The 13195-nt window shown below is 71.7% G+C and carries 12 protein-coding genes; 6 read left to right on the top strand and 6 right to left on the bottom strand.

The window, feature by feature from the left end; translation table 11 throughout:
- The first annotated feature begins 91 nt into the window (after positions 1-91).
- Both BGK67_RS09020 and BGK67_RS09015 read left to right on the top strand, forming a co-directional pair.
- Positions 92-1141, top strand: a complete 1050-nt coding sequence (locus BGK67_RS09020) for an LLM class F420-dependent oxidoreductase (protein ID WP_069919588.1) — start codon at positions 92-94, stop codon at positions 1139-1141.
- Positions 1142-1377: 236 nt separating this feature from the next.
- Positions 1378-2166, top strand: a complete 789-nt coding sequence (locus BGK67_RS09015; RefSeq protein WP_069919587.1) for a hypothetical protein — start codon at positions 1378-1380, stop codon at positions 2164-2166.
- A 59-nt stretch (positions 2167-2225) separates the two neighbouring features.
- Here BGK67_RS09015 and corA read toward each other — a convergent pair whose 3' ends face one another.
- Entirely contained in the window at positions 2226-3218 is a 993-nt protein-coding gene (gene corA, locus BGK67_RS09010) for a magnesium/cobalt transporter CorA (protein ID WP_069923725.1), read from the bottom strand.
- 54 nt (positions 3219-3272) lie between these two features.
- Between corA and BGK67_RS09005 the strand changes: the two genes are divergently transcribed.
- The 4 genes from BGK67_RS09005 (at position 3273) to mshC (ending at position 6790) form a co-directional block, all read left to right on the top strand.
- Entirely contained in the window at positions 3273-3977 is a 705-nt protein-coding gene (locus tag BGK67_RS09005; RefSeq protein WP_069919586.1) for a histidine phosphatase family protein, read from the top strand.
- Between the two features lie 67 nt (positions 3978-4044).
- Positions 4045-4635 (top strand): DUF3090 domain-containing protein, encoded by a 591-nt coding sequence (locus tag BGK67_RS09000; protein ID WP_069919585.1) that lies wholly within the window; start codon positions 4045-4047, stop codon positions 4633-4635.
- The gene (locus BGK67_RS08995) at positions 4599-5450 is read left to right on the top strand and encodes an SCO1664 family protein (protein ID WP_432215511.1); all 852 of its coding nucleotides are present in this window, start codon (positions 4599-4601) and stop codon (positions 5448-5450) included. The genes BGK67_RS09000 and BGK67_RS08995 overlap by 37 nt, the downstream gene beginning before the upstream one ends.
- 110 nt (positions 5451-5560) lie before the next feature.
- Positions 5561-6790, top strand: a complete 1230-nt coding sequence (gene mshC / locus BGK67_RS08990) for a cysteine--1-D-myo-inosityl 2-amino-2-deoxy-alpha-D-glucopyranoside ligase (RefSeq protein ID WP_069919583.1) — start codon at positions 5561-5563, stop codon at positions 6788-6790.
- A 183-nt stretch (positions 6791-6973) separates the two neighbouring features.
- Here the strand turns inward: mshC and BGK67_RS08985 are convergent, their stop codons facing one another.
- The 5 genes from BGK67_RS08985 to BGK67_RS08965 form a co-directional block, all read right to left on the bottom strand.
- A complete protein-coding gene (locus tag BGK67_RS08985) occupies positions 6974-7960 on the bottom strand; it encodes a PAC2 family protein (RefSeq protein ID WP_069919582.1) in 987 nt (328 codons plus the stop codon).
- 127 nt (positions 7961-8087) lie between these two features.
- Positions 8088-9695 (bottom strand): glycerol-3-phosphate dehydrogenase/oxidase, encoded by a 1608-nt coding sequence (locus BGK67_RS08980; protein ID WP_069919581.1) that lies wholly within the window; start codon positions 9693-9695, stop codon positions 8088-8090.
- A 40-nt stretch (positions 9696-9735) separates the two neighbouring features.
- Positions 9736-11262, bottom strand: coding sequence for a glycerol kinase GlpK (gene glpK / locus BGK67_RS08975; RefSeq protein WP_069919580.1), 1527 nt, complete (start codon positions 11260-11262; stop codon positions 9736-9738).
- Positions 11263-11298: 36 nt separating this feature from the next.
- The gene (locus BGK67_RS08970; RefSeq protein WP_069919579.1) at positions 11299-12087 is read right to left on the bottom strand and encodes an MIP/aquaporin family protein; all 789 of its coding nucleotides are present in this window, start codon (positions 12085-12087) and stop codon (positions 11299-11301) included.
- A 322-nt stretch (positions 12088-12409) separates the two neighbouring features.
- Positions 12410-13177, bottom strand: a complete 768-nt coding sequence (locus BGK67_RS08965; RefSeq protein WP_069919578.1) for an IclR family transcriptional regulator — start codon at positions 13175-13177, stop codon at positions 12410-12412.
- Positions 13178-13195: the final 18 nt, after the last annotated feature.

The raw sequence follows: 13195 nt of genomic DNA, 5'->3' as shown, positions 1-13195 counted from the left end.
GACTACTGGGGCACTGACGGAAGGGCTCCGGGCGCGCTAGAGTCCCCGCACACGCACGTTACTGATCGGTAATTCGGTAAGGGGACGACACATGCGGCTCGGCATCAATCTCGGCTACTGGGGTGCGGGCATGGACGCCGACAACCTCGCCGTCGCACAGGAGGCCGACCGCCTCGGCTACGACGTCTGCTGGGCCGCCGAGGCCTACGGCTCCGACGCCCCCACCGTCCTCGCCTGGGTCGCCGCCCAGACCGAGCGGATCGACGTCGGCTCGGCGATCCTCCAGATCCCGGCCCGCCAGCCCGCCATGACGGCCATGACCGCCGCCACCCTGGACTCCCTCACCAAGGGTCGCTTCCGGCTCGGCCTGGGCGTCTCCGGCCCGCAGGTCTCCGAGGGCTGGTACGGCGTCAAGTTCGACAAGCCGCTCGCGCGGACCCGGGAGTACGTGGAGATCGTCCGAAAGGCCATGAGCCGCGAGCGCCTCTCGTACGAGGGCGCGCACTGGACCCTGCCGCTCCCCGGCGGCCCGGGCAAGCCGATCAAGCTCACCGTGCACCCCGAGCGCGAGCACATCCCGCTCTACATCGCCGCGATCGGCCCCAAGAACCTGGAGCAGACCGGCGAGATCGCCGACGGCGCCCTGTTGATCTTCCCGGCCGCCGAACACCTGGAGGCCACCGCGCTCACCCACATCCGGGCGGGCCGCGAGAAGGCCGGGCTGACCATGGACGGCTTCGACGTCTGCCCGACCGTGCCGCTGGCCCTCGGCGAGGACGTGACCGCGCTCGCCGACATGTTCCGCCCCTACACCGCCCTGTACGTGGGCGGCATGGGCAGCCGGAAGCAGAACTTCTACAACCAGCTGGCCCAGCGCATGGGATACGAGAAGGAAGCCGCGGAGATCCAGGACAAGTACCTGGGCGGCGACAAGACCGGCGCGGCCGCGGCCGTGCCGCACTCCCTGATCGACTCGACCACGCTGCTCGGCCCGGTCGAGCGGATCGCGGACGGGATGCGGGCCTACGCGGAGGCCGGGGTCACCACCCTCACCCTGGCCCCGGCCGGCTTCACGCTCGACGAGCGGATCGCCGCCCTGCGCGCCGGCACCGAGGCCATGGAGCGCGCGGGCCTGGCCTGACCGCCGCCCGGCCCGGCCGCCCGGAGCCCGCTGGAGCGGTGCCCGGGCGGCGCCGGGAGGAGTCTGCGGCCGTGGTGGGGGCTCGGGGGGTCTTCCCCGCCACGGCCGACACAGCCAACAACGCGCGGGGCGCCCGCCGGGTTACGCACCGGCGCCCGACCGCCGGTTTCGTTCATTCGGGCGAGTAGCCCCGCGCCTCGGTTGCCGCCCCCGGCGACCGGCGTTTGACTCGGTGCATGCTCTCTGCCCGCAGCCTGTTCCAGGAGATCGTCGACAACGACGACTCCTTCCAGCTGTTCTGCTCCATCGCCGCCAGCGGGGAGGCCCAGGGCGGCTGGGAGAACGCGCGCATCGCGGCCCTGGTGCCGGACGGGATGCGCGACCTCGCGCCCAAGATCACCCGGCACGGCGCCGACGAGGACAAGCACGGGCGGATCTTCCACGCCCTGCTCCGCAAGCGCGGTCTGCCGCCCGTCCCGGTGCCTCCCGAGACCGACTACACGATGCTCCTGGAGCGGCGCGGCATCGGCCTCGCACACGAGAAGCTGCGCCGCGAGGAGCCGCTGACCGAGCGCGACATCGTGGTCTACCTCGCGCACAGCCGGGTCACGGAACAGCGGGCCGCCGACCAGATGGACATGCTGGTCGGCCACTTCGGCGACCATCCCGAGCTCGGCAAGGCCATCCGCATGATCAGCCACGACGAGGACAACCACCTCGCCTACTGCCACGAGGAGTTGCTGCGCCTCGCCCGTGCGGGGCACGGCCCCACCATCCACCGGGTGCTGCGCGAGAGCGCGCTCGCCGAGATCGGCATCTACCGAGACGTGAGCCTCGCCGTCATGCGGCACATGGAACGGCTGCTGCACTGGCCGGCGCCGAAGGCGGCCGCGCTCGCCGCCGGCATCCGCGGGATGTACGCGTACGAGCGGTTCAGCGGCTGGCACCGCATGGTGGACCTGCGCATGCCCCAGCGGCGCGACGCCCTGGGCGGCGCCGTGGTCACCGCCCCCGAGTTCGCCTAGGCGCCGCCGCGGGCCCGCCCGGCCGGGACGACACCCCGGGCGCCGCCGGCCCGGGCGGGCTACAGCCAGCCCCGCCGCTTGAACAACCGGTGCAGGCCCAGGCACGCGCCCACCATGACCAGCACCACGGCCGGGTATCCCACGCCCCACGTCAGTTCGGGCATGTGCTCGAAGTTCATCCCGTAGATCCCCGCCACCATCGTGGGCACCGCCGCCATCGCCGCCCAGGCCGAGATCTTGCGCATGTCGTCGTTCTGCCGCACGCCCATCTGTGCCAGGTGCGCGGCGAGGGCGTCCGACAGCAGCCGGTCCAGCCCCTCGACGTACTCGTTCGCCTTGGTGAGGTGGTCGGCCACGTCGCGGAAGAACGGCTGGGCATGCTCGTGCACGAAGGGCACCCTGCCGAAGGCGAGCCGCTCCATCGGCTGCAGGAGCGGGCTCGTCGCCCGGCGGAACTCCAGGACCTGCCGCTTGAAGGCGTAGATCCGCGAGGCGGTGTTCTTGGTGTCCTGGGCGTTCGGCGCGAAGACCTCCGCCTCGAGCTCCTCCAGGTCCGCCTGGAGTTCGGCCGCCACGTCGATGTAGTGGTCCACCACCGCGTCGGAGACCGCGTACAGCACGGCGGTGGGGCCGTTCTTCAGGACGTTCGGCTCGTGCTCCAGCCGACGACGTACGGCGGCCAGCGCGGCCCCCTCGCCGTGCCGGACGGTGACCACGAACGAGTCGCCGATGAACACCATCAGCTCGCCGGTGGTGACGATGTCGGTGTGGTCGTCGTAGAGCACCGGCTTGAGGACGACGAACAGCGAGTCGTCGTACACCTCCAGCTTGGGGCGCTGGTGCGCGGTCAGGGCGTCCTCCACCGCCAGCGGGTGCAGACCGAACTCGGTCCGGACGTGCTCGAACTCCTTCTCGGTCGGTTCGTGCATGCCGACCCAGAGGAAGGCGTCACCCGCGGCCCGCGCCGCGTCCAGGGCCTCCGAGAAGTCCTCGGGACCCTCGGCGCGGCGGCCGTTCCGGTAAATCGCGCAGTCCACAATCACGCGCCGTATTCTCCCCCGCCCCCGTCCCGCCCGCACGTCGCGGGCACCGCTTAGGCTGGCGGCATGGCCACGCTGATCCTCGTACGACACGGGCGGTCCACCGCCAACACCGCAGGGCTGCTCGCCGGATGGACCCCGGGGGTGGCCCTCGACGAACGCGGCGCCGAGCAGGCCGCCGCACTGCCCGGCCGGCTGGCGGGCGTACCGCTCGCCGCCGTCGTCACCAGCCCCCTGCAGCGCTGCCGCGAGACCCTGGCCCCGCTGCTGGCCGCCCGGCCCGAGCTGGAGCCGCACACCGACGAGCGGATCGGCGAGTGCCACTACGGCGACTGGTCGGGCCGCAAACTCGCCGAACTCGCCGACGAACCCCTGATGAGGATCGTCCAGCAGCACCCCTCGGCGGCCGCCTTCCCCGGCGGCGAGTCGATGCGCGCCATGCAGGCGCGCGCCGTGGAAGCCGTACGGGACTGGAACGCGCGGGTCGAGGCGGAACACGGCGGCGACGCCGTCTTCCTGATGTGCTCGCACGGCGACATCATCAAGTCCCTCGTGGCGGACGCCCTGGGCATGCACCTGGACCTCTTCCAGCGCATCCACGTCGACCCCTGTTCCGTGACCGCCGTCCGCTACACGCCGACCCGGCCGTTCGTGTTCCGGCTCGGTGACACCGGGGACCTCGGCTCGCTCGTACCGCGCCCGACCACACCGGACAAAGCAGTGGAAGACGGCGGGAACGCCGTCGTCGGAGGCGGTGCGGGCGCGGTGTGATCGAACGGCGCAGTAGGGTGGACTGGCCCTGCGAACGAGGGCTGCCGCCGAGACTTGGAGACTGGACGTGCCCCGTCAGGTGTTCCTCTACGACCCGCCGGACCGCTTCGTCGCCGGCACGGTCGGTCTGCCGGGACGCCGTACGTTCTTCCTGCAGGCCTCCTCGGGCCCCCGCGTCACCAGTGTCTCCCTGGAGAAGGCCCAGGTCGCGGCGCTGGCCGAGCGGATGGACGAGCTGCTGGACGAGGTCGTGCGGCGCACCGGGGGCAATGCCCCCGTCCCGGCCGTGGCCCCCGCGGAGGCCGCCGACACCGCACCGCTGGACGTTCCGGTGGACGAGGAGTTCCGCGTCGGCACCATGGCCCTCGCCTGGGACGGCGAGGAACAGCGCATGATCGTCGAGGCGCAGGCCCTGGTCGAACTCGACGCCGACTCGGACGAGGACCTCGCCGAGGCGGAGGAACGGCTGCTCCAGGACGAGGAGAACGGCCCGCCCATGCTGCGGGTCCGCCTCACCGGCGCCCAGGCCCGGGCCTTCGCCAAGCGGGCCCTGGACGTGGTCAACGCGGGCCGGCCGCCGTGTCCGCTGTGCAGCCTGCCGCTGGACCCGGAGGGGCACGTCTGCCCCCGTCAGAACGGCTACCGGCGCCAGGTGTGACCGTCATGGGGGAGCGGGAGAAGTACGAGGAACTGCTCACCAGGGGTGAGCTGACCGTCGTCGGCCGGATCCGCGAGGCGTCCAACGCCGTGCTGCTCTGCACCGTCACGTACGGGGGCGTGAGCGCCGACTGCGTCTACAAGCCCGTGAAGGGCGAGCGCCCGCTGTGGGACTTCCCCGACGGGAACCTCGCCCAGCGCGAGGTCGCCTCCTACCTGGTCTCCGAGGCCACCGGCTGGGGCCTGGTGCCCGCCACCGTGCTGCGCGACGGACCGTACGGCGAGGGCATGGTCCAGCGGTGGATCGAGACCCCCGGGGGCGAGGGCCCCGGCGCCGAGCTCCTCGCGCTCGTGGAGGGCGAGGAGGCGGGGAACGGCTGGAAGCCCGTCGCCTTCGCCGACGTGGGCGAGGGTCGCACGGCCCTGCTGGTGCACGCCGACGACCCGCGGCTGCGCCGGCTCGCCGTCCTCGACGCGGTGATCAACAACGGCGACCGCAAGGGCGGCCACCTGTTGCCCGGGCCCGACGGACGCCTCTACGGGATCGACCACGGCGTGACCTTCCACGCGGAGGACAAGCTGCGCACCCTCCTGTGGGGGTGGGCCGGGGAGCCGCTGACGGACGAGGCGCGCGGGGTGCTCGCCTCGCTGGCCGCCGACCTGGCCGACGGGGCCCCGCTGGCCACCCGGCTGGCCGAACTCGTCACGGCGGTCGAGCTGGCGGCCGTACGGGACCGGGTGGCGCAGCTCCTGCGCACCGGAAGGCATCCGGAACCCTCCGGTCAGTGGCCCTCGATCCCGTGGCCACCGGTCTGATCCGGCCACGCGGAACACGCACAGTTTCGGCCAGACCGCAAGGGTGCCGATCAGGACAACAGTGCAGGTCCGGTTCGTTGCAGGAACATCCGTCCGGTTAGGCTCGAGACATGCATGCCTGGCCCGCTTCCGAGGTCCCCGCCCTTCCTGGCAAGGGCCGCGACCTCGAGATCCACGACACCGCGACCCAGGGGACGATCACCCTCGCCCCCGGTCCCGTCGCCCGCATCTACGTCTGCGGCATCACCCCGTACGACGCGACCCACATCGGTCACGCGGCGACCTACAACGCGTTCGACCTCGTGCAGCGCGTGTGGCTCGACACCAAGCGGCAGGTCCACTACGTCCAGAACGTCACGGACGTGGATGATCCGCTCCTGGAGCGGGCGCTGCGTGACGGCCACGACTGGACGGAGCTCGCCGAGCGCGAGACCGCCCTCTTCCGCGAGGACATGACCGCGCTGCGCATGCTGCCGCCGCAGCACTACGTCGGCGCCGTCGAGGCCATACCGGGCATCGTGCCGCTGGTCGAGCGGCTGCGGGACGCGGGCGCGGCGTACGAGCTGGACGGCGACGTCTACTTCTCCGTCGAGTCCGACCCGCACTTCGGCGAGGTCTCGAACCTCGACGCCGAGGCGATGCGGCTGCTCTCGGCGGAGCGGGGCGGCGACCCGGACCGGCCGGGCAAGAAGAACCCGCTCGACCCGATGCTGTGGATGGCCGCGCGTCCGGGCGAGCCGAGCTGGGACGGCGCCTCGCTGGGCCGCGGCCGGCCGGGCTGGCACATCGAGTGCGTGGCCATCGCCCTGGACCACCTGGGCATGGGCTTCGACATCCAGGGCGGCGGGTCCGACCTGGCCTTCCCGCACCACGAGATGGGCGCCTCGCACGCGCAGGCCCTGACGGGCGAGTTCCCGATGGCCAAGGCGTACGTGCACGCCGGCATGGTCGCCCTGAACGGCGAGAAGATGTCGAAGTCGAAGGGCAACCTCGTCTTCGTCTCCGCGCTGCGGCGGGCCGGGGTCGACCCGGCGGCGATCCGCCTGGCGCTGCTGTCGCACCACTACCGGGCCGACTGGGAGTGGACGGACGAGGTCCTCGCCGAGGCCGAGGCCCGGCTGGCGCGCTGGCGTGCGGCCGTGTCCCGGCCGGACGGGCTGCCGGCGGACGCGCTGGTCGAGGAGGTCCGCGAGGCCCTGGCGAACGACCTGGACGCGCCTGCCGCGCTGGCCGCCGTGGACCGCTGGGTCGAGCGCCAGCTCGCCTCCGACGAGTCCGACGAGTCGGCCCCGGGCCTGGTCTCGCGGACCGTGGACGCCCTCCTGGGCGTAGCCCTCTAACCTGCGGCGCCGCTGCCGAGGGCTCTGCCCCCCGGACCCCCGCGCAACGCCGACGGGGCTGGGTTGCGCGAAGCGCAATTCCAGCCCCGTCGGCGTTTCAGGAGCGGGGTGTGGGGCGGAGCCCCACCGAGCCCGGGGGGGGGCCTGCGCGGCGGCCCGCACCGGCACCGCGGACCCGCCCGGCTAGGGCTCCGGCGGGGTGTCCTCGTCCGGCGGGGCCGCGGCCGGGGGCTGCGGCTCCTCGCCCGAGGCATCGGGGCGGCGCTTCGAGGGGCGCGGGTGCCCGCTGGACGGGTCCCGCAGGTACGAGCTGTCGCCCGGCTCCGCCGCCGGGTCACGCCGGCGCAGGTACCGCTCGAACTCCCGGGCGATGGCGTCCCCTGACGCCTCCGGCAGATCGGCCGTGTCCCGCGCCTCCTCCAGCGTCTGGACGTACTCCGCCACCTCGCTGTCCTCCGCGGCCAGTTGGTCCACGCCCAGCTGCCACGCCCGCGCGTCCTCCGGGAGTTCGCCCAGCGGGATCCGGATGTCGATCAGGTCCTCCAGCCGGTTCAGCAGGGCCAGCGTGGCCTTGGGGTTCGGCGGCTGGGAGACGTAGTGCGGCACCGCCGCCCACAGCGAGACGGCCGGCACACCGGCGTGCGTGCAGGCCTCCTGGAGGATGCCCACGATCCCGGTCGGGCCCTCGTACTTCGTCTCCTCCAGGTCCATCGTCCGCGCCAGGTCCGCGTCCGAGGTGACCCCGCTCACCGGCACCGGCCGCGTGTGCGGCGTGTCCCCCAGCAGCGCACCCAGGATGACCACCATCTCCACGCCCAACTCGTGCGCGAAGCCGAGGATCTCGTTGCAGAACGACCGCCACCGCATGGACGGTTCGATCCCGCGCACCAGGACCAGGTCCCGCGGCTTGGCACCGCCGATCCGGACCACCGACAGCCGCGTCGTCGGCCAGGTGATCTTCCGTACCCCGTTGTCCAGCCACACCGTCGGCCGGTTGACCTGGAAGTCGTAGTAGTCCTCGGCGTCGAGCGCCGCGAACACCTCGCCCTTCCACTCCCGGTCCAGGTGTGCGACCGCACCGGAGGCCGCGTCACCCGCGTCGTTCCAGCCCTCGAACGCGGCCACCATGACCGGGTCGATCAGCTCGGGCACGCCCTCAAGCTCGATCACCCAGGTCTCCTTCCGAAGTTCCCTTGTGTACGTGGGCCAGCCTAAGCCTTGATGAGGCACCGGCCACAGCCCACGACAGAGGGGCGGTTCCCCTCGGAACCGCCCCTCTTCCCCACCTGCGGGAGAGCTATGCCTTGTGGTCCAGCATCTCCTCGACCCGGGCGCGCACGGAGGCGTCGTCCAGGCCTCGGATCGTCACCGTCGTACGCCGGCGCAGCACGTCGTCGACCGTCTGCGCCCACTCGTTGTCACGGGCGTAGGCGACCTGCGCCCAGATCTCCGGACCGTCCGGGTGGATGCGCTCGGCCAGCGCCGGGTCCTCGTTCGCGAGGCGCGCGATGTCGAAGGCCAGCGAGCCGTAGTGCGAGGCCAGGTGGCGCGCGGTGAGCGGGTCCATCCGCGTGCCGGGCTCGCGGTCCACCAGCAGCCGGTGCGCGACCGCGTTCGGGTTGGCGACACCGGGCAGCGGCACCCGGCGCACGAGGGACTTCACCGGCTCCATGTCCTCGGTCAGCGGGCTGCCCGGGAGCTTGGCCAGCTTGTCCATGACCACGCGGCCGATGTGGCGGTACGTGGTCCACTTGCCGCCGGCCACCGACAGCATGCCGCCCGCGCCCTCGGAGACGACCGTCTCGCGCTTGGCCTTCTCGACGCCGCCGGGGCCGCCGGGCAGCACCCGCAGGCCCGCGAAGGCGTAGGTCATCAGCGAGCGGTCCAGGTCGGCGTCGTTCACCGAGAAGGCCGCCTCGTCCAGGATCTGCTGGATGTCGGACTCGGTGGCGCACACGTCCGCCGGGTCGCCCTCGTACACCTCGTCGGTGGTGCCCAGCAGCAGCTGGTCCTCCCACGGCAGGGCGAAGGTGATGCGGTACTTGTCGATCGGGGTGGCCATGGCGGCCTTCCACGGCGACTTGCGCTTCATCACGATGTGCGCGCCCTTGGAGAGGCGGATGGACGGCATCGAGTGCTTGTCTTCCATGCGCCGCAGGTGGTCCACCCACGGGCCGGTGGCGTTGAGCACGACGCGTGCGTCCACCCCGAACTCGGTGCCGTCCAGACGGTCCTTGAGCTCGGCACCGGAGACCCGGCCGCGCGTCATGCGCAGCCCGGTGACCTCGGCGTGGTTGAGGACGACCGCGCCCGACTCGACGGCCGCGCGGACCGTCATGACGGCGACGCGGGAGTCGTTCATCTGGTGGTCGTAGTAGACCGCGACGGCCTTGAGGTTGTCCGTCTTCAGGCCCGGGTTGTCGGCGGCGGCACGGGCCGGCGAGATGACCTTGCCCATGCCGTCGCCGAAGGCCGAGAGCGCCGAGTACGCGAACACGCCCGCGCCCAGCTTCGCCGCGCCGACCGGCCCGCCCTTGTACACGGGCAGGTAGAAGGTGAGCGGGTTGACCAGGTGCGGGGCCACGTCCTTGGCCAGCACCCGGCGCTCGTGGTGGTTCTCGGCGACCAGCTTGACCGCGCCGGTCTGCAGGTAGCGCAGGCCGCCGTGGACGAGCTTGGAGGAGGCGGAGGAGGTGGCGCCGGCGAAGTCGCCGGCGTCCACCATGGCGACCCGCAGACCCGACTGCGCGGCGTGCCAGGCCACCGAGGTGCCCAGGATTCCACCGCCGATGACCAGCAGGTCGTACGTGGCCTTCGCCAGCTGCTCACGGGTCTCGGCGCGGCTCGGGTTCGAGCCGGCGGTCGGGTGCGTACCCAGCGTGGGAACGCTCTGCAGGCTGCTCATATCTCTCTTAGCTCCTCGTCGATTGACTCAGCTGGTGCGGTCAGCTGGCGTCTTCGTCGTCGACCCAGCCCATGGACCGCTCCACGGCCTTGAGCCAGCTCTTGTACTCGCGCTCCCGCTGCTCGGCGGGCATCCGCGGGGTCCACTCGGCCGCGCGGCGCCAGTTGGCGCGCAGGGCGTCGGTGTCGGGCCAGAAGCCGACGGCCAGGCCGGCGGCGTAGGCGGCGCCGAGGCAGGTGGTCTCGGCGACCATCGGACGGACCACGGGGGCGTCCAGGAAGTCCGAGAGCGTCTGCATCAGCAGGTTGTTGGAGGTCATGCCGCCGTCGACCTTGAGGGCGGCGAGCTCGACGCCCGAGTCCTTGGTCATGGCGTCGGTGATCTCGCGGGTCTGCCAGGCGGTGGCCTCCAGGACGGCGCGGGCGATGTGCGCCTTGGTGACGTACCGGGTCAGGCCGGCGATCACACCGCGGGCGTCGGAGCGCCAGTACGGGGCGAACAGGCCGGAGAAGGCCGGTACGAAGTAGGCGCCGCCGTTGTCCTCGACGGAGGAGGCCAGGGTCTCGATCTCGGCCGCGGACTTGATCAGGCCCATCTGGTCGCGCATCCACTGGACGAGCGAGCCGGTGACGGCGATGGAGCCCTCCAGCGCGTAGACCGGCTGCTGGTCGCCGATCTGGTAGCCGACCGTGGTCAGCAGGCCGCTGTAGGAGTTGATGATCTTGTCGCCGGTGTTCATCAGCATGAACGTGCCGGTGCCGTACGTGGACTTCGCCTCGCCCTCGGCGAAACAGGTCTGGCCGAACAGGGCCGCCTGCTGGTCACCGAGCGCCGAGGCGACCGGGACGCCGGCGAGGACGCCCTCCTTGACGTGGCCGTAGACCTCGGCGGAGGACTTGATCTCCGGGAGGACGTTGAGCGGGACGCCCATGGACTCGGCGATCTTCTCGTCCCAGGCCAGGGTGTGCAGGTTCATCAGCATGGTGCGCGAGGCGTTGGTGACGTCGGTGACGTGCACGCCGCCCTGGGTGCCGCCCGTGAGGTTCCAGATGACCCACGAGTCCATCGTGCCGAAGAGGATGTCGCCGGCCTCGGCGCGCTCGCGCAGGCCTTCGACGTTGTCGAGCAGCCAGCGGACCTTCGGGCCGGCGAAGTAGCTGGCCAGCGGAAGGCCGGTCTCGCGGCGGAAGCGGTCCTGGCCGACGTTGCGGCCGAGCTCCTTGCACAGGGCGTCGGTGCGGGTGTCCTGCCAGACCAGCGCGTTGTGCACCGGCTCGCCGGTGTTCTTGTCCCACAGCAGGGTGGTCTCGCGCTGGTTGGTGATGCCGACGGCCTTGACGTCCGCGGCGGTGATCTCGGCCTTGGCGATGGCCCCGGCGACGACCTCCTGGACGTTGGTCCAGATCTCGGTGGCGTCGTGCTCGACCCAGCCCGGCTTCGGGAAGATCTGCTCGTGCTCCTTCTGGTCGACGGCGACGATGCGGCCGTCGCGGTCGAAGACGATGCAGCGGGAGGAGGTGGTGCCCTGGTCGATCGCGGCGATGAAGGGGCCGGTGCTGGTGGTCATGGTGGCTGCTCCTGGGAAGTCCGGTGGGCGAACGACTTAGACGAACGCGAGGTTGTAGATACCCGCGGCGAGCGCGCCGCCGATCAGCGGGCCGACGACGGGGATCCAGGCGTACCCCCAGTCGGAGCCGCCCTTGTTCGGCAGCGGAAGCAGTGCGTGGACGATGCGCGGGCCCAGGTCGCGGGCCGGGTTGATGGCGTAGCCGGTCGGACCGCCGAGCGAGAGGCCGATGCTGACGACGGTCAGGGCGACTATGAGGCCGCCGAGGGTGCCGAGGCCCTTGCCGTCGTCGTTGAGGCCGAAGGCGAGGACGGCGAGCACGAGCACGAGGGTGCCGATGATCTCGGTCGCGAGGTTCTGCCAGACGTTGCGGATCTCGGGGCCGGTGGCGAAGACACCGAGCACCGGGCCGGCGTCCGGCTCCGTCTTCTGGTCGACCAGGCCCGCGTGCTCGGACTTGGCGGCGACGATCTCGGGGTCGGTCAGGTGGGCCCGGAACTGGCCGTAGTACGCCACCCAGGCGAGCGCGGCACCGATCATGGCGCCGAGCAGCTGGCCCGCGAAGTAGACCGGGACGTTGCCCCAGTCGCCGTCCTTGATCGCGATACCGACCGTGACGGCGGGGTTGAGGTGGGCGCCGGACAGGGTGCCCGTCATGTAGACGGCGGTCATGACCGCGAAACCCCACCCGAAGGTGATCGCCAGCCAGCCCGCGTTCTGCGCCTTCGAGCGCTTGAGTACGACGGCGGCGACCACGCCGGCGCCGAGCAGGATGAGGACGGCGGTTCCGATGGTCTCGCCGATGAAGATGTCGGAGCTGGACACCCGCGACTCCTTACGTACGTCCAGGGGTGGGCGGACACCGGGTCCCTCCGGTGGTTCCGCGCACTCGGTGAGTGCTGCACCGGTCCTTGGCCTTGCCACACCCTAACGCGTATTGCCGGTAGGTGTTCGACATTGCCGACCGATGAACGGCAGTTTTCCGCCTGTGTGAAGAACCCGTCAAGGCCTGGCCAGGTCAAAGAACCGGATCGTTACCACTCGGTTCGATCGACCAAATTCGGCCAATCCATGATCAGTAAATGGCAAAACCCACCCAAATGCAGCTCGAGGCCGCCGTGGGTGGGTTGGACGGGTCAGGTCAAGCTCAGAACCGGCCCGCTCCGAGGTCGCGTGAAACCGACCGGGCACAGTCCCGTACGGACGCCACCAGGGCCGCCCGGGGCTCACCGGACTCCCCGCAGACCCGCTCCACGGCCCCCGCCACGGCGATCGCGCCGACCGGCATCCTGCGCCGGTCGTGGATGGGCGCCGCGACCGAGGCGACGCCCTCCCAGGTCTCCTCGACATCGGCGGCCCAGCCGCGTGCCCGGGTCAGCCCGAGGATCTCCTCGAACCCGGCCCCGTCCGTGACCGTGCGCGGGGTGAACGCCTCGCGCTCCACCTCCACCGCCTGGGTGTGCGCCACCGGGTCGTACGCGGACAGCACCTTGCCCAGGGCGGTGGAGTGCAGCGGCTGCATGGCCCCCACCTCCAGCACCTGGCGGCTGTCGTCGGGCCGGAACACGTGGTGCATGATCAGCACCCCGCTCTTGTGCAGCACGCCCACGTACACGCTCTCGCCGCTCGCCCGGGCCAGGTCGTCCGTCCACACCAGGGCGCGGGCGCGCAGCTCGTGCACGTCCAGGTAGCTGTTGCCCAGGCGCAGCAGCTCCGCGCCCAGCTGGTAGCGGCCCGACGCCGGGTCCTGCTCGACGAAGCCCTCCGCCTGCAAGGTGCGCAGGATGCCGTGCGCCGTGCCCTTCGCCAGGCCCAGGGAGGACGCCACGTCCGACAGTCCCAGCCGGCGCTCGCCACCCGCCAGGAGTCGCAGCATCGCAGCGGCTCGTTCGAGCGACTGGATGTTCCGTGCCATGGCGCAGCCTCCTGCTGA

This window comes from Streptomyces subrutilus (genome assembly GCF_001746425.1).
Lineage (GTDB): Bacteria > Actinomycetota > Actinomycetes > Streptomycetales > Streptomycetaceae > Streptomyces > Streptomyces subrutilus_A.
The sequence above is the reverse complement of the archived record's forward strand: the minus strand, read 5'-3'. Positions and strand labels throughout refer to the sequence as shown.